This window comes from Microbispora sp. H10670, from assembly GCF_014161385.1.
Classification (GTDB): domain Bacteria; phylum Actinomycetota; class Actinomycetes; order Streptosporangiales; family Streptosporangiaceae; genus Microbispora; species Microbispora triticiradicis.
The window spans coordinates 615503-634592 of record NZ_JABBWW010000001.1; the positions used below are offsets into that span (position 1 = coordinate 615503).

General features: G+C 71.6%; 16 protein-coding genes. 4 read left to right on the forward strand and 12 right to left on the reverse strand.

Going from position 1 to position 19090, the window contains the following annotated elements:
* Nucleotides 1–98 precede the first annotated feature (98 nt).
* From HHX33_RS02950 to HHX33_RS02960, 3 genes are read right to left on the reverse strand one after another with little or no spacing between them, the layout of a single operon-like run.
* Complete coding sequence (locus HHX33_RS02950) at nucleotides 99–1514, reverse strand: dihydrolipoyl dehydrogenase family protein (protein WP_182873155.1); 1416 nt, start codon at nucleotides 1512–1514, stop codon at nucleotides 99–101.
* A gap of 34 nt (nucleotides 1515–1548) precedes the next feature.
* Nucleotides 1549–2238 carry a response regulator gene (locus HHX33_RS02955; RefSeq protein WP_182873156.1) on the reverse strand — a complete coding sequence of 230 codons (690 nt, stop codon included), beginning with the start codon at nucleotides 2236–2238 and terminating at the stop codon, nucleotides 1549–1551.
* A complete protein-coding gene (locus tag HHX33_RS02960; protein ID WP_220501392.1) occupies nucleotides 2235–3419 on the reverse strand; it encodes a sensor histidine kinase in 1185 nt (394 codons plus the stop codon). The genes HHX33_RS02955 and HHX33_RS02960 overlap by 4 nt, the downstream gene beginning before the upstream one ends.
* A gap of 132 nt (nucleotides 3420–3551) precedes the next feature.
* Here HHX33_RS02960 and HHX33_RS02965 point away from each other — a divergent pair, with 132 nt between their 5' ends.
* From HHX33_RS02965 to HHX33_RS02975, 3 genes are read left to right on the forward strand one after another with little or no spacing between them, the layout of a single operon-like run.
* Nucleotides 3552–4481 carry an ABC transporter ATP-binding protein gene (locus HHX33_RS02965; RefSeq protein WP_182873158.1) on the forward strand — a complete coding sequence of 310 codons (930 nt, stop codon included), beginning with the start codon at nucleotides 3552–3554 and terminating at the stop codon, nucleotides 4479–4481.
* Nucleotides 4478–5260, forward strand: coding sequence for an ABC transporter permease subunit (locus HHX33_RS02970; RefSeq protein WP_182873159.1), 783 nt, complete (start codon nucleotides 4478–4480; stop codon nucleotides 5258–5260). The genes HHX33_RS02965 and HHX33_RS02970 overlap by 4 nt, the downstream gene beginning before the upstream one ends.
* A 30-nt stretch (nucleotides 5261–5290) precedes the next feature.
* The gene (locus HHX33_RS02975; protein WP_182873160.1) at nucleotides 5291–6007 is read left to right on the forward strand and encodes a maleylpyruvate isomerase family mycothiol-dependent enzyme; all 717 of its coding nucleotides are present in this window, start codon (nucleotides 5291–5293) and stop codon (nucleotides 6005–6007) included.
* Between the two features lie 558 nt (nucleotides 6008–6565).
* On the opposite strand, the gene HHX33_RS02980 is transcribed toward HHX33_RS02975, so the two are convergent.
* The 9 genes from HHX33_RS02980 to HHX33_RS03020 form a co-directional block, all read right to left on the reverse strand.
* On the reverse strand, nucleotides 6566–7405 hold the full coding sequence (locus tag HHX33_RS02980; RefSeq protein ID WP_111697639.1) for a CPBP family intramembrane glutamic endopeptidase: 840 nt from the start codon (nucleotides 7403–7405) through the stop codon (nucleotides 6566–6568).
* Nucleotides 7406–7465: 60 nt separating this feature from the next.
* A complete protein-coding gene (locus HHX33_RS02985) occupies nucleotides 7466–8536 on the reverse strand; it encodes a polysaccharide deacetylase family protein (RefSeq protein ID WP_182873162.1) in 1071 nt (356 codons plus the stop codon).
* 88 nt (nucleotides 8537–8624) lie between these two features.
* Nucleotides 8625–9755 (reverse strand): mannose-6-phosphate isomerase, class I, encoded by a 1131-nt coding sequence (manA, locus tag HHX33_RS02990; protein ID WP_182873164.1) that lies wholly within the window; start codon nucleotides 9753–9755, stop codon nucleotides 8625–8627.
* 47 nt (nucleotides 9756–9802) lie between these two features.
* The gene (locus HHX33_RS02995; protein WP_182873165.1) at nucleotides 9803–12211 is read right to left on the reverse strand and encodes a glycoside hydrolase family 2 protein; all 2409 of its coding nucleotides are present in this window, start codon (nucleotides 12209–12211) and stop codon (nucleotides 9803–9805) included.
* Nucleotides 12208–13176, reverse strand: coding sequence for an ABC transporter ATP-binding protein (locus HHX33_RS03000; protein WP_182873167.1), 969 nt, complete (start codon nucleotides 13174–13176; stop codon nucleotides 12208–12210). The genes HHX33_RS02995 and HHX33_RS03000 overlap by 4 nt, the downstream gene beginning before the upstream one ends.
* The gene (locus HHX33_RS03005) at nucleotides 13177–14121 is read right to left on the reverse strand and encodes an ABC transporter ATP-binding protein (protein WP_182873169.1); all 945 of its coding nucleotides are present in this window, start codon (nucleotides 14119–14121) and stop codon (nucleotides 13177–13179) included.
* 1 nt (nucleotide 14122) lies between these two features.
* Nucleotides 14123–14965: an ABC transporter permease gene (locus tag HHX33_RS03010; RefSeq protein WP_182873170.1), complete on the reverse strand. Its 843-nt coding sequence runs from the start codon at nucleotides 14963–14965 to the stop codon at nucleotides 14123–14125.
* Nucleotides 14962–15954 carry an ABC transporter permease gene (locus tag HHX33_RS03015; RefSeq protein ID WP_182873171.1) on the reverse strand — a complete coding sequence of 331 codons (993 nt, stop codon included), beginning with the start codon at nucleotides 15952–15954 and terminating at the stop codon, nucleotides 14962–14964. The genes HHX33_RS03010 and HHX33_RS03015 overlap by 4 nt, the downstream gene beginning before the upstream one ends.
* Before the next feature lie 61 nt (nucleotides 15955–16015).
* Entirely contained in the window at nucleotides 16016–17788 is a 1773-nt protein-coding gene (locus tag HHX33_RS03020; protein ID WP_182873172.1) for an ABC transporter substrate-binding protein, read from the reverse strand.
* A 197-nt stretch (nucleotides 17789–17985) separates the two neighbouring features.
* Here HHX33_RS03020 and HHX33_RS03025 point away from each other — a divergent pair, with 197 nt between their 5' ends.
* Nucleotides 17986–18999 carry a LacI family DNA-binding transcriptional regulator gene (locus HHX33_RS03025; protein WP_182873173.1) on the forward strand — a complete coding sequence of 338 codons (1014 nt, stop codon included), beginning with the start codon at nucleotides 17986–17988 and terminating at the stop codon, nucleotides 18997–18999.
* Nucleotides 19000–19090: the final 91 nt, after the last annotated feature.

The following is a 19090-nucleotide window of genomic DNA, read 5'->3' on the forward strand; positions in this document are numbered from 1 at the left end:
GGCCGCTTATTCGATATCCGACATAGAACCCAAATCAATCACCGCCCGGATGAAATGAAAAAGGCCGGGGACACGCCCCGGCCCTCACACCGCCTGTCTCACAGTCCGTACTCCTCCAGCAGGCGCAGCCACACCTCGCTCACGGTGGGGTAGGAGGGCACGGCGTGCCACAGGTCGTCCAGGGTGACCCCGGCGGCGACCGCGACCGTCGCGGCGTGCAGCAGCTCGGCCGCGCCGGGAGCCACGAAGGTCACGCCGAGCAGCACGCGGCGGCTCTCGTCGACCACCGCCTTGGCCCTGCCCCCGTAACCGTCGCCGAGCAGGTAGCCCCCGGCCACCTGGCCCATCTCGTACTCGACGGCACGTACGTCGAAGCCCTCGGCACGGGCCTGCGCCTCGGTGCGGCCCACCGCGCACACCTGGGGATCGGTGAAGATCACCTGGGGTGCGCCGAGCCCGTCCGCGCGGTCGCGCATCGAGGGCCGGTCGTCCGCCTCGCCCCGCGCCCGGGCGACGATCACGTCCGACGCGATCCGCGCCTGGTACTTGCCCATGTGCGTGAGCGGCGCCAGGCCGTTGACGTCCCCCACCGCGTAGAGCCAGCCGTCGGCCACGCCGGTGGCCCGCATGCTGTCGTCCACGCCCACCGGACGCGACTCCGGCAGGCCCACCGACGCCAGGCCGAGATCGCCGATGGCGGGGCGGCGTCCGGTGGCGACCAGGATCTCGTCGGCCGTGATCGTGTCTCCGCCCGTCAGCCGCACCGTCACCGCCCCGCCCGGCTCCGGCCGCTCGACCTTCTCGGCGCTCTCACGCAGGCGGACGTCGACCCCCTGCTCGGTCAGCGACCGCGCCACCGCCTCCCCGGCGAAGGGCTCCACCCGGTCGAGCAGCCCGCCGCCCCGGACCAGCATGGTCACCTCCCGCGACCCGAGCCCGCGCATGGCCTGCGCCATCTCGCACGCGACCACTCCGCCGCCGATCACCACGAGCCGGTCCGGCACGGCGCGCGCGGCGGTCGCCTCGCGGTTCGTCCACGGCTGTGCGGCGGCCAGCCCGGCGACCGGGGGGATGACCGGGACGCTGCCGGTCGCCAGCACGACGGCGTGGTTCGCGGTGAGCGTGCGCGTGCCGCCGTCGGCCGTCGCGACCTCCACGCTCCGGGCGCCGGTGAGCCGCCCGGCCCCGCGTACGAGCGTCACCTTCGCGGAGTCGAGCCACCTGGCCTGCCCGGAGTCGTCGTAGTTCGAGACCACGGTGTCACGGTGGGCCAGCACGGCACCGGCGTCGATCGGGCCGTCGAGCCGCAGCCCCTGGACCCGGCTCACCTCACCCGCGAGGTCGACCGGCCGCAGCAGCGCCTTGCTCGGCATGCAGGCCCAGTAGGAGCACTCCCCACCGGCCAGTTCACGTTCGACGATGACGGTGCTCAGCCCGGCCGCCGCGATGCGCCCGGCGACGACCTCCCCCGCGGGTCCCGCACCCACCACGATCACATCGAAGACTTCCGGCATGGTCACCCTTCCTCTCGTACCGGAGTCCACCCTGTCACGGGCGCCGGGAGGCCGCGGAGACGAGTCCGCCCTCGTAGGCCGCTATGACGAGCTGGGCCCGGTCCCGCGCGCCGAGCTTGGCGATGAGGTGGCCGATGTGGGTCTTCACCGTGGCCGTGCTCACGTGCAGCGCGGCGGCGATCTCCTGGTTGGACAGGCCGCGCGCGACGAGGGTGAGCACCTCGCGCTCCCGCCCGGTGAGCCCGTCCAGCGACACGGACCACCGCGGGCCGGACGGGGCGGCCGGGGTGGTCCGGGCGAACTCGGCGATCAGCCGCCGGGTGACGCTCGGCGCCAGCAGTCCCTCCCCCGCCGCGATGACGCGGATCGCCGCGAGCAGGTCGGCGGGCGGGGTGTTCTTCAGCAGGAAGCCGCCGGCCCCCGCGCGCAGCCCCGCGTAGACGTACTCGTCCAGGTCGAACGTGGTGAGGATCAGGACCTTCACCGTGGAGGACTCGGCGCAGATCCGCCGGGTCGCCTCGATGCCGTCCAGGCCGGGCATGCGCACGTCCATCAGGACGACGTCGGGACGCTCCCGCCGGGCCAGTTCGACGGCCTCCGTCCCGGTTCCGGCCTCGCCGACCGCGACCAGCCCGGGCGTGCTGTCGACCAGCAGGCGCAGGCTGCCGCGCAGCAGGTCCTGGTCGTCGGCGAGCAGCACGCGGATCGGCTCGGGTGCGGTCACAGGTCCTCCACCTCGGCGGCAGGGTCTCCGGCGGGCTCCGCCGCGGACGGGGCGGGCAGGCGGGCGGACACCCGGAAGCCGCCCTCCGGGCGCGGCCCGGCCGTGAACTCGCCGCCGAACAGCAGGGCGCGCTCCCGCATGCCGATCAGCCCGTGCCCGGGCGGTCCCGGGGGCAGCGTACGGCGGCCCGGGCCGTCGTCGGTCACCTCGACCCGCACCTCGGCCGCCTCCCGCTCGACCAGGACCCGGCACCGGGCGGGAGCCGCGTGCCGCACGACGTTGGTGAGGGCCTCCTGCGCGATCCGGTGGACGGCGAGTTCCAGCGTCTCCGGCAGGGCGCCCACCACGCGCACGTCCAGGTCGACCTCCACGCCCGCGGCGGCCGCCCGCTCCGCCAGTTCCGGCAGCGCCGCGAGACCGGGAACCGGGGACCGGCCGGGAAAGTCGTCCCGCATCACGCCGAGCGCCTGCCGCATCTCCGCGAGGGCACGCCTGCTGGTGTCCTCGATGACCCGCAGCGCCTCCCTCGCCTCCTCCGGATGCCGGTCGGCCACGTGCGCCGCCACCCCGGCCTTCACCCCGATGAGGCTCAGCGTGTGGGAGACCACGTCGTGCAGTTCGCGGGCGATGCGCAGCCGTTCCTCGGCGACCGCGCGCTCGGCCCCCAGTTCGGCGCCGCGCGCGGCGTACGCCCGCCGTTCCCGCACCGCCCGGCCGACCGTCCAGGCGCCGCCCAGCGCGAGCACGCCGAGCACCAGGCTGGTCACGACCCGTCTGGACGCCGGGTCCGCCGACACGCCGCCGACCGCGGTGAACAGCAGCGCCCCCAGGCTCAGCGCACCGATCGCCGTCGTCGGCTCCCACCTGCGCCGCGGCGTCGTCAGCGCGACCGGATAGAGCGCGTACGCCGCGGCGGCCAGCGGCTCGCGGACGACGCCGAGCGCCATCGCGGCCACGGACGCGGCGAGCACGACGCCGAAGACCGGCAGCGGCCACCGCCGTCTGACCGCGACCGGCAGCGTCATCGCCACGATCAGGGCGTGCGTGGTCCACGCGGCCGGGACGCCCGCCTGGAGGGACAGCGCGAACGCGTATCCCAGGCCGGCCAGGGCGTCCAGCGCGACCAGCTCACCACGGCGCAGCGGCCGGGGAAACAACGGCCGCACGTCCGGATCGTCCACCCGCCCACGGTAGACCGCGCGGAGCCCCGGCCGCCTCCCGCCGGGGTCGGTCATCCCGTGGTCGGAGAAACGGCGAGAAGATCACCCCCGGGCTCGACGCCGACAGGGGCCGCCGCGCGGGACCGTCGAGGCATGATCGAAGTCAGAGAACTGACCAAACGGTTCGGCCGCACGGTCGCCTTGGACGGGCTGACGTTCCACGTGAAACCAGGCCGGGTCACCGGGTTCCTGGGGCCGAACGGCGCCGGCAAGTCGACGACCATGCGGGTGATCCTCGGCCTCGACCACCCGACGGGCGGTGAGGCGCTTGTCGGGGGCCGCCTCTACTCCCGCATCCGCCACCCCATGCGGGAGGTGGGCGCGCTCCTGGACGCCGGGGCGGTCCAGGGGGGTCGCACACCGCTCGGCCACCTGGGCTGGATCGCCCGCAGCAACCGCCTCGGCCGGGATCGGGTCGTCTCCATGATCGAGCAGGTGGGCCTCGCGGGGGTGGCGCGCAAGCGGATCGCCGGGTTCTCCCTCGGCATGCGGCAGCGCCTCGGCATCGCCGCCGCGCTGCTCGGCGACCCCGGCGTGCTGCTGTTCGACGAGCCGGTCAACGGCCTCGACCCGGACGGCGTGCGCTGGATCCGCGAGCTGATGCGCGGTCTCGCCGCCGAGGGGCGCACGGTGCTGCTGTCGAGCCACCTGATGAGCGAAATGGAGCTCACCGCCGACCACCTGGTGATCATCGGCCGCGGACGGCTCCTCGCCGACACCGCCATGCGCGACCTGACGGGCGTACGGGACGTGTTCGTCCGCAGCACGCGCGCCGCGGATCTCGCCGCCGCGCTGTCGGCCGCGGTGCCGGCCGTGGGCGGGACGGTCGCCCCGGAAGGGGAGGGCCTGTCGGTGCGCGGGCTCGACCCGGTCGAGATCGGCGACCTCGCCGCCCGGCACGCGATCCCGGTGCACGAGATCACGCCGCGCGCCGCCTCACTGGAGGAGACCTACCTGCGGCTCACCGAAGCCGTGACGGACCACGTGAGCGCCGATCCCCTGTGTGAGAGGACGGACCGGTGATCGACGCGCTCGCCGCCGAGTGGCTCAAGCTCCGCACTCTCCGGTCCACCTCCGTCGTCCTCGGGGTGGTGGTGGTCGTCGTCGGCCTCACGGCCCTGCTGGCGTGGTACGCCGCGGGCCTCTGGGACGGCCTGCCACCCGACCAGCGGGACCACCTCGCCGTGTCGTCGCTGCCGGACATGACCGGCATGGTCGGCTCACTGTGCCTGGCCGTGCTGGGCGTGCTCGCCGTCTCCGGGGAGTACGCCACCGGCATGATCAGGAGCACGTTCACCGTCATGCCGTCGCGCGGGCGGGTGCTGGCCGCCAAGGCGGCCGTCCTCGCGGTCGTGGCGTTCTGCGCCGGGCTCGCGGCCATCCTCGCGACACACGCGCTGGGGCGGCTGATCATCGGGGACCGTGCCATCCGAGGGCAGTCGGCCGAGCCGCTCACCCGGCAGCTCCCGTTCTTCCTCGCGATGAGCCTGGCCATCGTGATGTTCGCGCTGCTCGGGCTGGGCCTGGCCACGATCACGCGGTCCGCCGTCGCCGCGATCGCCGTCCTGGTGGCCGTCTGGTACGTCGTTCCCCTCGTGGCCTTCAACCTCCCGGCCCCGTGGGGCGACCGCCTCGGTTCCGTGCTCCCCGGCGCCCTGGCGGGCGAGCTGGCCGGCACCGGCAACCCCGACTCGGTCGCCGGGTCGCTGCTCTCTCCCGCCGCCGCGCTCGCAGTCATGATCGCCTGGGTGGCCGTGCCGTGCGGGGTGGCCGCCGTCCTGCTGACCCGCAGGGACGCGTGATGCCGGGCGAGCGCCGGGTACGGCTTCCCCATGACGACCTCAGCACGGGACGAACTGACGGGGCTCGACCCCTTCGACATCTTCGACACCGAGGCCGCCCGGCTCGACGGCTACTTCTCCTCGCTCGACGACGACGGCTGGAACCGCCCGTCCAGATGCGAGGGCTGGACGACCCGCGACGTGCTGGCCCACCTCGCGGGTGAGGAGCTGTACAACCACGCGTGCCTCGACGGCGACATCGACGGGTTCTTCGAGATGCTCGAACACGAGGGCGTGCGCGGCGGCTTCGACGGTTTCAACGAATGGTGCGTGCGCAGGCGCCGCGGGCTGCCGGTCGAGCAGGTGCTCGACGAGTGGCGGACGAAGAACGCGGAGACGCGCCGGCGGATGCGGGCCCTGGGCCGCGACGGCACCCTGCACACGTCGGCCGGGCCGTACCCGGTGGGCCTGCAGACCTTCCACTACGACTCGGAGTACGCCACGCACGCCGACGACGTGGGGGCGCCGGTGACGCCGGACGAGGCCGGGGACCGCCTCGGCTGGCGGGTCCCCGTCGGCCTGTTCGCGCTGGCGGAGCGCGGGTCGAAGGCGCAGGTCGTACCCGTCTGCGGCCGGATCGAGGTGCAGGTGGACGGCCTCACCGCCGATCTCGCCCCCGAGGAGTTCGTGGAGGCGACGGTCGGCCGCCTGCCCGCCGACCACCTGCTCGACCCCCGGGTCCGCAGCTCACTGCGCTGCCTGGCGTAACAGTGCTGCCTCGCCTAACGGGTCCGACCGCGGCCTCGGCACCGGTGGTAATAAGACCCGCGTGGTCCGCCGGGCCGGTGTCCGCGCGGGCCGTGGTCCCGTACGCCTGAGTGCCCGGCACGGACGGCCGGCGGGGCGGACAGCGGGGCGGACAGCGGGACGCGCGGCGGGAGACCCGGCGCTGCCCGTCACAGGCCCGGACGCCCTGCCGGACACGCTGCCGGACGGACCGCCGCAGGGAGCGCCGTGCGCGCGGAGCCGGCGCCGCCGCGGTGGGTGGACGGGACGTACGCGGCCGGGCGGCCGGGTCAGGCCGCCCGGCCGACGCGTAGAGCGACATGAACTAGATGTCGGATATGTGATGTCAGCCGTTGAACGTCTCAATGCGAAGTCCCCGAAAGAAGATGCGGCCAGGACTGGCCGGTTTGCCCGGGGGGATCCAGACGTGCGGCGGCGCGTCAACGATGCACCGGGATCGGGCCCAAAGCAATCAGGCGCGCCATACAGAACGCATTCGGCCCGATTAGCGACCCGATCGGACAGCGGACGAAAGGCAGGTCAGGGCAGCCAGGAGACGCGGCCGCGCAGCAGGCCGTACCCGACGAAGGCGACCACGTCGATCACCGTGTGCGCGACGATCAGCGGCATCGTGCGCCCCCAGCGCTGGTACAGCCGGCCGAAGACCACGCCCATCGCGATGTTGCCGACGAAGCCGCCGAAGCCCTGGTAGAGGTGGTAGGAGCCGCGCAGGACGGCCGACGCGCCCACCGACCGCCACGGCGACCAGCCGCGCTGCCGCAGCCGGTGCAGCAGATACCCGCTGACCAGCACCTCCTCCAGGACACCGTTCTGGGCGGCCTCGGCGATCAGGACGGGAACCCGCCACCAGGCGTCCGGCAGGCTGTCCGGGACGACGTTGAGGTTGATCCCGGACCTGAAGGCGAACAGGTAGAACACCAGCCCCGTGCCGCCGATCACGGCCGCCAGCGCGGCGCCGCGCAGCGTGTCGCGGCCCGGCTCCCGCCAGTCGGCCCCGATCGTCCGCATGGACTCGCCCGACCGCGCCAGCAGGTACGCGACGAGCCCCACCGGGGCCACGTTCACCGCGATCCCCGCGAGGTGCAGCGTGAGATCCAGCCACGGACGGCCGGGGGCCAGCGAGCCGACGAGCACGGCGTGCTGGTCGCCCAGTTCCTTCGGCGCGGTCAGCGCGCCGACCAGGCGGATGAGCGACAGCAGCGCGCTGGCGCCGAGCGACACCGCGAAGACCGCGACGATCTCCGGGCCGATCAGCCGCGGGGTGAGACCACGCAGGCCGTCCTGCTCGGCGGGCACCTGCTCAGCGGGCCCCTGCTCATCGGGCACGGCGGCGACCGGCCGTCCGGGAACGTCCTCCATGCTGGCAGGGTAGCCGCCCCCGGGACACGGTCGCCCGCCCGCACAACCCGTTCATCCCGCTCAGTACGGCAGCACACTGGTCTTGAAAGCCGGTGCCACGAACGCCGCCTTGAACTTCGGGAAGGCCACGGTCTTCGCGTTGCCGTCCGAGGTGTACCGGTCGGTGGGGTTGGCCTTCAGCCAGTCGAGCCAGGCCATCGAGCAGAACTTCTTGCAGTCGCCGACCTTGTTCTCCTTCGACCTGATCCGCGGGATGCTGAGAGGGTCGAAGTCCTTGGTGAACGGCGACGGCGCGGGGGTGTACCCGGCCAGGAACACGCCCTTGTAGTCGTAGCGCACCCCGCCGGACGCCCCCTGCAGCGCCCACTTCTTCTCGTGCGGCTGGTTGCCGTACGGCAGGGCGAGCGTGACCGGCGGCGTCTTGATGAGCGACGTGATCAGCGTCTGCCCCGCCGCGATCTGCTTCTCCACCTCGTCCTTCGGCTTGCCGAGCAGGTTGAGGTGATCGCGGGTGTGGTTGCCGATGTCGAAGTTGTGGTCCTTGAGCCACTGCAGGACCTGGATCTGCTCCTCCGGACGGGCCTTGCCGAACAGGTCCTTGATCACATACATGGTCGCCACCGGCCGGAAGCCCGGGTGCTTCTTCGCGACGTCCATGAGGATGCCGATCGCGCAGTCCGGCGCCGGGTTGCCCATGCCGTCGAGCGTGAGCTGGGCGGGCGAGGAGTCGTCGAACGTCAGCACCACCGGGTGCTTGCCCGCCGGAATGTCGATCTTTCCGGTGACGTACTCGGCCGCGGTGATCGGCACGTAGTCCTCGGCCGCCAGCCGCTCCAGCTCGTCCCGGAAGTCCTTCGGGCTGCGGTCGTCGCCCGGAGGCGGGTTCTGCACGATCCGGTGATACATGATCACCGGGATCTGTCCCAGCTCGTTGGCCTTCACCTGGGCGGCGGCGGCCATCTCGGACTTGCGCAGCGCCGCCTCGTTGGCCACCTTGTTCCGCTGGTGACCGGCCTGGCCCGCCTGCGTGGCGTGTTTGCCGCCGCCGGTCGCGCAGCCGGAGAGCGTGGCGGAGGCCCCGGCCACACCCACCAGCGCCGCGACGACGCCGGCAATCCTGAAGCGCCCCATGGATCCCCCTCATCGGGCCGCGCTTGACGATGAGGGGCTCCTACCCGCCGGATGCGATCACTTCACGGCGCGTAGGACAAACATCACGCTAAGTGAGAGACATGTGCGGCTCGGCGCAGAAGGCCACGCCGTCCCCGCCGATGTGCACCCGTCCCTCGGAGGCGGGGACGAAGACGGACTCCCCGGGACGCAGCTTGACCTCGCCACCCCCGGTGGCTCCCCCGGTCGTGCCCACGTTCACGACGCCTTCGACGCACAGCACGATCCTGGGCGCCGCTTCGACGAGCACTCCGGCCGCGCCGGGCGCGATCCTGCGGAGCAGGAACTCCGGCACCGGCGGCACGTACGCGCCGTCGTCCGGCTCCACCACCACGGGCTGCGCCACGGGGTCGGTGATCCGCAGCAGTTCCTCCACGTCGATGTGCTTGCCGGTGAGGCCCGCCCGCAGCACGTTGTCGGAGCACGCCATGACCTCCACGGCGAAGCCGTCGAGATAGCAGTGCGGCACCCCGGCCCCGAGGAACAACGCCTCCCCGGGGGCGAGCGTGTGCCGCCGCATCAGCAGCGGCGCCAGCACGGCCGGGTCCTCCGGATACCGCCGGGCCAGCCGCGTCACGAGCGCGTAGTCGGGCGCGTGGACCGACGAGGCCGCCCACACCACCGACTCGACCAGCTTCCGGCGGGAGCCCGGCCACTCCAGCAGCGTCCGCAGCGCGCCGAGCACGTCGCCGTCACCCAGAGCCCGCACCACCGGCCGCAGCGGCTCGACGTGCAGCCGGTCGATGAGCATCGCCGACTGCTCGGCGGGCCGGAACCCGGCCAGCCCGGTGAACGGCGTGAGCGCGCAGACCAGCTCGGGCTTGTGCCACGGGTCGGTGTAGTTCGCGTCGCCCCGCGCGTGGCCGGCCGCGGCCTGCTCGGCGTCCGGATGCACCTGCAGCGACAGCGGCCGCTCCACCGCGATCAGCTTCAGCAGGTACGGCAGCCGCCCGCCGAACCGCTCCGCGACCGTCTCGCCGAGCGTCCCGGCGGGGTTCGCGGCGATCACGTCGGTGAGCGTCGTCTCGGCCCCGTCCCTGGTCAGCCGGGAGGGGGCGGCGGGGTGGGCGCCGAGCCACATCTCCGCCTCGGGTCCGGCGGCAGTGCGGCCGGTGAGGGCGGCGATGGCCGTCCTGGAACCCCAGGGGTAGTCCTTGATGGGGTTGGTGAGCAGGTCCACGTGCGTCCTCTCGCATGCGGCGGGGGAAGAGCGAGCGCGGTCCGAGACTAACGGGATTCGTTGACACACCGGAGCACCGGGTGCCGGACCAGCGCGCCGGGGTCGGGACCGCCGCCGGTGACGTGGAAGACCGCCGTCTCGCCCGGCAGCAGCGTGACGAGCTGGTCGTCCACCGTCGCCCGGGGATCGAGCCGGTCGGGGAAGATCGCGAGCTCGCGCACCAGCGTCCGCGCGGTCACGGTCACCCGCAGGCCGTCCTCGGTCTCCTCGACCACCGTGTCCATCTCGGCCGGGGGATAGTCCATCGCCGGGTCCTCGCGTGGGAACCACAGCGCGCGGGCGTCGCCGAGGGTCGCCACCAGCACCTCCCCCGCCGGGTTCCCGGCCCGCGCCACCGCCTCGGGCAGGTCCACGGACGCCGTGCCGCGCGCCGGGACGGACACGTCGAAGCGTTCCTTGGCCAGGATCTCCCCCGCCAGGCTGAGCCGTTCGACGGCGAGCTCACCCGACCACGCCTCGCCGGCGTCGTTCACCACCGCCAGCGCGTCGCCCTGGAAGGTGAGCAGCCGGTCGGCGAAGGCCCGGCGCAGCGCGTACCACAGCGGCTTGCGCCGCCCGCCGCCGTCCACGGCGGCCCAGGAGGTGACCGGCCAGCAGTCGTTGAGCTGCCACACGATCGTGCCCATGCAGTACGGCGCGAGCGCCCGGAACCGCTCGATCCCGAAGGCCATCGCCCTGGCCTGGTTGAGCTGGGTGTAGTAGTGCCAGTCGTCGAAGCCGTCCGGCCGGGGCAGGTGCTCGCCGAGGCCGCGCAGCAGCTTGAGGCCGCCGTCGATCGCCTTCTGGTGGTGCGCGACCCCCGGGGACGACGGCGTCAGCGGGTCGTCGGAGACCGCGGCGCGCAGCGTGGCGTACGCCGGCGGGCCCTGGAAGCCGAACTCGGCCACGAACCTCGGCGTGTAGGTCGCGTAGTGGCGGTAGTCGTGGGTGTTCCAGACGGTCCAGATGTGGACGGTGCCCCGGGACGGGTCGTTGGGCGGCAGGTCGGGGGAGCCGGAGTAGGGGCTGCCCGGCCAGTACGGCCGGGCCGGGTCGAGCTCCGCGACGATCCTGGGCAGCAGGTCGTAGTAGAAGCCGCCGCCCCAGCCGCGGCCCTCCAGGTTCTCCTGCCATCCCCAGTCGGCGTGGCCCTCGATGTTCTCGTTGTTGCCGCACCACAGCACGAGGCTCGGGTGGCGGGTCAGGCGGGCGACGTGCTCCCGGGCCTCGGCCTCGACCTCCGCCGCGAACGGCCCCTCCTCGGGGTAGGCCGCGCAGGCGAACGGGAAGTCCTGCCAGACCAGCAGGCCCATCTCGTCGGCGAGGTCGTAGAAGTCGTCGCTCTCGTACATCCCGCCGCCCCACACCCGCAGGCAGTTGGCGCCCGCTCCGGCCGCCTGGGCGAACCGCTCGGCCAGGCGGTCACGGGTGATCCGGCTGGGGAAGCAGTCGTCGGGGATCCAGTTGAACCCCTTCACGAAGACCGGCCGGCCGTTGACCACGACCGTGAAGGCGTCGCCGGTCCGGTCCAGCTCCACCGAGCGGAACCCGATCCGGCCCCTCCACTCGTGCTCCCGTTCGCCGTCCTCCAGGCGTACGACCAGGTCGTACAGGGGCTGCTCGCCGTACCCGCGCGGCCACCAGAGCCCCGGGTCCGGCACGGTCAGCGTGACGACGGACCGGCGTGCCCCGGGCGCGACGGTCACACTCTCCGTCACACCCGCCACCGTGGCCGTGAGGGTGAGCGGGCGCTCGGCGGCGCGCTCGATCGCCACGTGCACCTCGACGGTGCCGTCCCCGGACACCAGGGGACGCACCTCGGCCAGGCGGGCGGTGCTCCAGGTCTCGATGCCGATGGGCCGCCAGATCCCGGCGGTGACCAGCGTCGGTCCCCAGTCCCAGCCGAAGTTGCAGGCCATCTTGCGGATGAACTGGTACGGCTCGTCGTACGCGCCGGGCCGGTCGCCGAGCGCCGCCTTCTGCGCCTCCGCGTACCCGTACGGCGGGTCGAACAGGATCCGCAGCGTGTTGTCGCCCGCCTGCAGCAGGTGCCGCACCGGGAAGCGGTACGACCGGTGCATGTTGGCCGTCCGGCCGATCTCGACGCCGTTGAGCACGAGCGTGGCGACCGTGTCGAGCCCGGCGCAGACCAGGTCGGCCCGGTCGTCGCCGGTGCCGTCCTCGGCCGGCTCCCAGGTGAAGGTGGTCTCGTAGGCCCACGCCGTCCGGCCGATCCAGGTGAGCCCCTCCTCGTTGTCGTCCAGGTAGGGGTCCTCGATCAGCCCGGCGGCGAGGAGATCGGTGTGGACGCAGCCGGGAACGGACGCGGGCAGCCCCGCGACCACGGGCCGGAGCTGCCCGGTCGACGACACGGCGGTGACGGTCCACCCGTCGTGCAGGGGACGGTACGAGCTCACGCTCTCTCCTTCGTCTTCTTCTCCTCAGGCGCGGCTCCCGCGCAGCCGGAGCAGGCCACGAAGTGCCCGTCCGCCACCTCGGCCAGCCCGGGGCGGGTCCGGCTCCCCTGCGCCGCCTCGTGATACGCGCACGGCAGGTCCTCCGCCCGCTCCTCCGCCGTGCCATCCGCTGTGCCATCTACTGGGGCATCCGTCCACTTGGTGTGCAGGCGCGGGACCGCGGCCAGCAGCGAGCGCGTGTAAGGATGCCTCGGGTCCCCGAACACGAGGGGGGTCGGGCCCATCTCGGCGATCCTCCCGTCCCGCAGCACCACGGTCCGGTCGCTGACGTAGTTGCCGAGCGACAGGTCGTGCGTGACGAACAGGATGCCGAGGCCCCGCGCCCGCAGGTCGGCGAGCAGGTTGAGCACGTCGATCCGGGTGGACGCGTCGAGCATGCTGATGATCTCGTCGGCGACCAGCAGCCGGATGTCGAGCAGCACGGCCCGGGCGATCAGCATGCGCTGGAGCTGGCCGCCGCTGAGCTGGTGGGGATACTTGCCGAGGACGTTGCCGGGATCGAGCCGCACGCTCTCCAGCGCGTCCTCCACGCGCCCCCGCCACTCACGTGCGCCCACCCCGGGGAAGTACTGCTCCTTGATCAAGGCGAAGACCCGGTCGGCCCGGAAGATGGGGTTGAAGCAGCTGAAGGGGTCCTGGAAGACGCCCTGCACCTGCCGGTAGTACTCCTTGCGGTCCCTGATCGAGGAGATGTCCCGGCCGTCCAGGGTGATCGTGCCGCCGCTGACCTGGGTGAGGCGCAGGACCATCCGGCCGATCGTGCTCTTGCCGCTGCCGCTCTCGCCGATGAGCGAGACCACCTCTCCCTCGCCGACCTCGAAGCCGACGCCGGAGACGGCCGTCAGCGCGCGCCCGCCGAACGCGCCGACGCGGTAGACCTTGGAGACGCCATCCAGTTTCAGCATTCACTCGGCCTTCCAGCAGGCGACGAGGTGGCCGGGGGCCACCTCCGCGAACGGCGGCTGCTCGGCGCACTGCTCGAACGCCACCGGGCAGCGGTCCCGGAACCGGCATCCCCCGGGCGGGTTCAGCAGGGACGGCGGGTTGCCGGGGATCCCGGCCAGCCGCCGGTCCTCGTAGCGCACCCCCACCTCCGGCAGCGCGGAGACGAGCTGCCTGGTGTACGGATGCCTCGGCGCGGTGACGAGCATCTCCGCCGGGGCCTTCTCGGCCAGCCGCCCCGCGTACATCACGAGGATGGTGTCGGCGATCTGGTACACGAGCGAGATGTCGTGGGTGACGACCATCATGCTGGTCACCAGCCCGTGGTCGCGGAACCCGAGCAGCGTGGTGGCCACAGCCTTCTGGCTCGACACGTCGAGCGCGGAGGTGACCTCGTCGGCGATCAGCAGCGAGGGGTTCAGCAGCGTGGAGACCACCATGACCACCCGCTGCTTCATGCCGCCGGACAGCTCGATCGGGTAGCGCCCGAGCACGTCCTTCGACAGGCCGACCAGCTCCAGCCGGCGCTCCAGCTCGGCGGTGCCGCCGGGCAGGCCCCGTGCCGCCAGCAGCTCGCCGACCATCTTCCCGATCTTCCTGGTCGGGTTGAGCGCGCTCATCGAGTACTGCGGGATGAGCGACACCTCCCGGAAGCGGAACTCGTCCATCGCCCGGTCGTCGGCGATCGGCAGCGTCCTGCCGTCCAGCTCGACCGTGCCGCCGGCGTGGCGCATGCGGCCGTCCAGCCGGATCAGGCTCTTGGCGAGCGTGGACTTGCCCGAGCCCGACTCCCCGGCGAGGCCCATGATCTCGCCGTCCGCGACGGAGAACGTGACGCCGTCGAGCGCCTTCACCTCGCCGCGCAGCGTCCGGTAGTAGACCCGGAGGTCGGTGACACTCAGCGCCACGTCACATCTCCCTCAGCTTCGGGTTGAACACCTCGTCCAGCCCGACGTTCATGACGTAGAGCGCGCCGACGATCGCCGTGATGCCGGCCCCCGGCGGGACGAACCACCACCACATGCCGAGCTGGAGGGCGCTCCACCGGGCCGCGTTGTTGAGCATCAGCCCAAGGGAGACCGAGTCGGTCGGGCCGAGCCCGATGAAGTCGAGCGAGGCCGCGATCAGGATCGCGCTGCCGAACAGCAGGATGAACGTCAGGAACAGGTACGAGCTCATGTTCGGCGCGATCTCCCGAAGGATGATCTTCGGGGTGCGCACCCCGCTCAGCCGGGCCAGGTCCACGAAGTCGCGTGAGCGCAGCGAGAACGTCTGCGCCCTGATCGCCCGCGCGGCCCACGGCCAGGAGGTCAGCCCGATGAACAGCGCCTGCACGCCGACGCTGCGCACCCCGAGGTACGCGTTGACGATCAGCAGCACCACCAGCGCGGGCAGCACGAGCACGATGTTGGTGACCATGGTGAGCAGTTCGTCGACCCACCCGCCGCGGTAGCCCGCGACGAAACCCACGACCATGCCGACGACCGACGCCAGCACGCCGCCGAGCACGCCCACCAGGAACGTCGACCGCAGGCCGTACAGGAACTGGGCGAAGACGTCCTGGCCGAACGTCGTGGTGCCGAACCAGAACTCCCCCGACGGCGACGCCATGGCGGGCCCGACGTAGTCGGCGGGCTTGTGGTCGATCACCATGGGCCCGACCACCCCGGCCACGAGGAAGACGGCGACGACGACCGTGCCGACGACCAGCTTGCGGTTGCGCAGCGCGAAGTGCAGCGCCTCGTTTCTCACGCCGCTCCTCCCATCCCCGTGCGGGTACGCGGATCCACCAGGACGTACGCGATGTCGATGACGAAGTTGGCGATCAGCACGCCGACGACGACGAACAGGAAGGTCCCCTGCAGCAGGAAGAAGTCCTGGTTCTGGATCGCCTGGAGGATCAGGTGGCCGAGGCCGGGATAGCTGAAGACGATCTCGGTCACCAGCGCGCCCGCCACGAGCACGCCGAGTTGCAGGGCGAGACCGGTCACCTGGGGCAGGATCGCGTTCCTGAAGGCGTAGCGCCGCACCAGCCGCATCGGCGCGCCGAGTGCCCGCAGGTAGTTGACGTAGTCCGCCTCCAGCTCATAGATGATCATGTTGCGCATGCCGATCGCCCAGCCGCCGAACGCGACCAGGAACAGCGAGGCGAACGGGAGGAACCAGTGCTGGGCGAGGCTGCCCAGGAACTCCCCCGACCAGGACGGCTGGAGGTCGTAGCCGTACGCCCCGGCGACCGGGAAGATCCCCGCGATGATGCCGAACGCCCAGGCCAGCAGAATCGCCAGCCACATGTACGGCGTGGCGGTCAGCACGTAGCCGAGCGGCAGCACCGTGTTGTCCAGCCACTTGCGCCGCGCCGCGAACGCGCCGAACCGGTTGCCGGCGACCCAGCTCAGCAGGATGGACGGGATCAGCAGGCCCAGCGTGTACGGCACGGCCCGGACGATCACGTCCGTGACCGGTGTCGGGAACAGCCAGATGCTGATGCCGAGGTCCCCCCGTAACAGCGAGCCCCAGAAGTTGAGGTACTGCCGCCACAGCGGCAGGTCGAAGCCGAACATCGCGGTGTAGTGGGCGCGCATGGCCTCGACGGCCGCCGGCTGCGCGACGTTGGCCCGCGAGAGCATGCTCTGCACGGGGTCGCCCGGCATGAACCGGGGGATCATCCAGTTGACGGTCACGGCCACGAAGAACGTCAGGCCGTAGACGAGAAGCTTTCTGCCGAAGTAGCGGCGCACGTCGACCTCCCGGTCGCGGAACGGCGCCCCCCTCCCAGCGGGGGAAGGGGGCGCGAAAAGATCAGCCGCCGGAGGCCGGCTGGAGTTCGGTGAGCATGAGCGTGCCGCCCATCTCCAGCCAGTTGCGCCACACCGTCGGCGGGTACTTCGGCGTGCCCTGCGCACTGGTCGGCCAGTTCTTCCAGACCGAGTTGGTGGTCTGCGACCACAGGCCGTTGTACCAGAGGGGGATGACGGGCATGTCGTCCAGCTGGATCTTCTGCAGCTCCGAGGTGATCTTCTTCATGCCCTCCAGGTCCTCGGGCTTGACCTGGTCGAGCTGCTGGGTGAGCTCCCACGCCCGCTTGTTCTCGTACCGGCCGTAGTTCGTCGTGGTCTGCAGCTTCTGCACCGGCAAGCGGAACAGATAGTCGTAGTACAGCCAGGGGGTGTTCGCGAGCTGCTTGTCGTTGTTGATGACCATGTCGTACTTGCCGGAGTTGCGAATGTCGACGAGCGCGTTGTAGTCGGGGAAGTCGGCCTCGACGTCGATGCCGGCCGCCTTGGCGCTGGAGCTGATGACCCGGGCGGCCTCCATCCAGTCGGTCCACCCGGCGGGCACGATGAGCTTCAGCGAGATCTTGGCGCCGTTCGGCGACTCCACCAGCCCGTCGCCGTTGCGGTCCTTGTACCCGGCGTCGGCCAGCAACTGCTTGGCCTTGTCGGGGTTGTAGGAGAAGCCCATCTGGGAGGTGACGTTCTTGTCGATGTACTTGTCCCACTGCGGCAGCAGGCCGGTCGGGTCGGAGGCCTTGACCAGGTTGCCGTAGACGCCCTCGACGATCTTCTTGGTGTCGATCGAGTAGGCGACCGCCCTGCGGAACTCCTTGTCGTCCATCGGCTTCTTGGTGGTGTTGAACCACAGCCACGCCGTGTTCGCCGACAGCATGTACGGCGGCTGGTCGTAGTAGGTCTTGATGCCGAAGTTGCCCTTGACCAGGTTCGCGATGCCCGGCAGGAAGTTCACGCTGAGGTCGAGGCCCTTCTGCAGCAGCAGGCCCATCGCGACCTCGTTGCTGGAGTTGACGATGTCGACGACGTACTTCGGCTTGACGTCCTTGTTCAGCGCCTTGGTCGCCCACCATCCGTCGCGCTTGACCCAGACCATGCGGTCCTGGTCGTGCGACTGGTAGGCGTACGGCCCGGTGCCGATGGGCTTCTCGTTGATCCCGTTCATCACCTCGTCCTCCGACCTGCTCTCCCACAGGTGCTTGGGGACGATGGCCCGGCTGTAGAGGTGGTTGGCCCACTCCTGGTGGTTGGCCGTGGTGAAGGTGAACTTCACCGTGTAGTCGTCGACCTTGTCGGCGGACTTCATCCACGACCACAGCGGGTGGTAGGGAACGGTCTCGAACTTGCCGAGCTCGAAGGTGAAGATGACGTCGTCGGCGGTGAAGGGCTTGCCGTCCGACCAGGTGACGCCCTTGCGCAGCTTGAGCGTGTACTCCAGGCCGCCGGTCCAGTCGCCGCTCTCGGCCAGCCAGGGCGAGAACTTGTCGGTGTTCGGGTCGTACATGAACAGCGTCTCGTAGACCAGGCCCTTGGTGCCGGTGGCGAAGTCCCACTCGCGCAGGGGGTTCCAGTTCGCCGGAGGGCCCCACTGGGTGCCGCTGGTGTAGAGGGTCTGGTTGCGGGGGAAGGCTCCACCGCCGCTGCCGCCCGCCGCAGGGGCGGCCGCTCCTCCCGCGGCCCCTCCCGTCGCGCCGCCCGGGGCCGTCGACCCGCCGCTCGAGCAGGCCGCGCCTAATAAGCCGGTCACCAGCACCGGTACAAGAAACCGCGCTCGGTTTCGCATGGTGTCTCTCCTTCCCCCACGCGACGCCGCGCGGGGTCTGCATCCAGGCCCCGATGTTGCTCGGCTCGCTACTGCTGAACCGGATAAGTGCCGAAACCGTAAAATCCGGGCGTCGGTGGTGTCAATAGGAAGAAGATGGAGGCAAAGTAACGGTAGTAAGCTGACAGCCACTGGACCGGTTCAGCCCGAGGGGACACGTGAGAAGACCGACCATCGCGGACATCGCACGCCAGGCGGGAGTCTCCAAGGGGGCAGTGTCGTACGCCCTGAACGGCCAGCCGGGAGTGTCGGAGGCCACCAGGGCACGCATCCTGGCCATCGCCGACGAGATCGGCTGGCGGCCGAACATCGCCGCCCGCGCGCTCAACGGCGCCCGCGCGCACGCGGTGGGCCTCGCCCTGTGCCGGCCCGCCCGCTTCCTCGGCGTCGAGCCGTTCTTCATGGAGCTGATCAGCGGCATCGAGGCCGAGCTGTCGGCCCGCTCGTACGCCTTACTGCTCCAGGTGGTCGGCGACCACGAGGCGGAGATGGGCGTCTACCGCCGCTGGTGGGGAGAGGGCCGGGTGGACGGCGCGATCCTCGTCGACCTCCACCTCGACGACCCCCGGGTGCCGGAGATCGAGGAGATGGGCATGCCCGTCGTCGTGATCGGGCACCCCTCGGCCGCCGGGTCGCTCCTGCCGGTCTGGGCCGACGACGGCGCGGCCATACGGGAGACCGTGGAGTATCTCGCCGCGCTCGGGCACCGGCGCATCGCCCGCGTCGCCGGTCTGCCGCGGCTCGTCCACACGGTCATCCGCGACCGCGCCTTCACCGACGTCTGCTCCGGCCTCGGCCTCGACGTCTGCCCCACGGTGCACACCGACTACACCGGCGAGGAGGGGGCCCGGGCGACCCGCCGGCTGCTCAGCTCGCCCGACCGCCCCACCGCGATCGTCTACGACAACGACATCATGGCCGTGGCCGGTCTGTCCGTCGCCCAGGAGATGCGGCTCGACGTGCCCGCCGACCTGTCCATCGTCGCCTGGGACGACTCCCCGCTCTGCCAGGTCGTCCGGCCGCCGCTGACCGTGGTCGCCCGCGACATCCCGGCGTACGGCGGGCACGCGGCGCAGCGGCTGCTGTCGCTGATCGACGGCGCGGACACCAGGCAGCTGGAGGACGAGCCCCCGCGCCTCACCACCCGGGGCAGCACGGCCCCGCCCGCCTGACGGTTCACGCATTTGGAAGGTGGCGTTCAGGGAAGATCGCTACACTTGGCCCCGTTTGCCGTAGCCGGCTCTCGACCAGGCGGGAAGCCCT

What these genes read in the sequence shown, in the direction of transcription:
- HHX33_RS02950 (WP_182873155.1), bottom strand. Translation starts at nt 1,514, where the DNA reads ATGCCGGAAGTCTTCGATGTGATCGTGGTGGGTGCGGGACCCGCGGGG.
- HHX33_RS02975 (WP_182873160.1), top strand. Translation starts at nt 5,291, where the DNA reads ATGACGACCTCAGCACGGGACGAACTGACGGGGCTCGACCCCTTCGAC.
- HHX33_RS02980 (WP_111697639.1), bottom strand. Translation starts at nt 7,405, where the DNA reads ATGGAGGACGTTCCCGGACGGCCGGTCGCCGCCGTGCCCGATGAGCAG.
- HHX33_RS02965 (WP_182873158.1), top strand. Translation starts at nt 3,552, where the DNA reads ATGATCGAAGTCAGAGAACTGACCAAACGGTTCGGCCGCACGGTCGCC.
- HHX33_RS03020 (WP_182873172.1), bottom strand. Translation starts at nt 17,788, where the DNA reads ATGCGAAACCGAGCGCGGTTTCTTGTACCGGTGCTGGTGACCGGCTTA.
- HHX33_RS03000 (WP_182873167.1), bottom strand. Translation starts at nt 13,176, where the DNA reads ATGCTGAAACTGGATGGCGTCTCCAAGGTCTACCGCGTCGGCGCGTTC.
- HHX33_RS02985 (WP_182873162.1), bottom strand. Translation starts at nt 8,536, where the DNA reads ATGGGGCGCTTCAGGATTGCCGGCGTCGTCGCGGCGCTGGTGGGTGTG.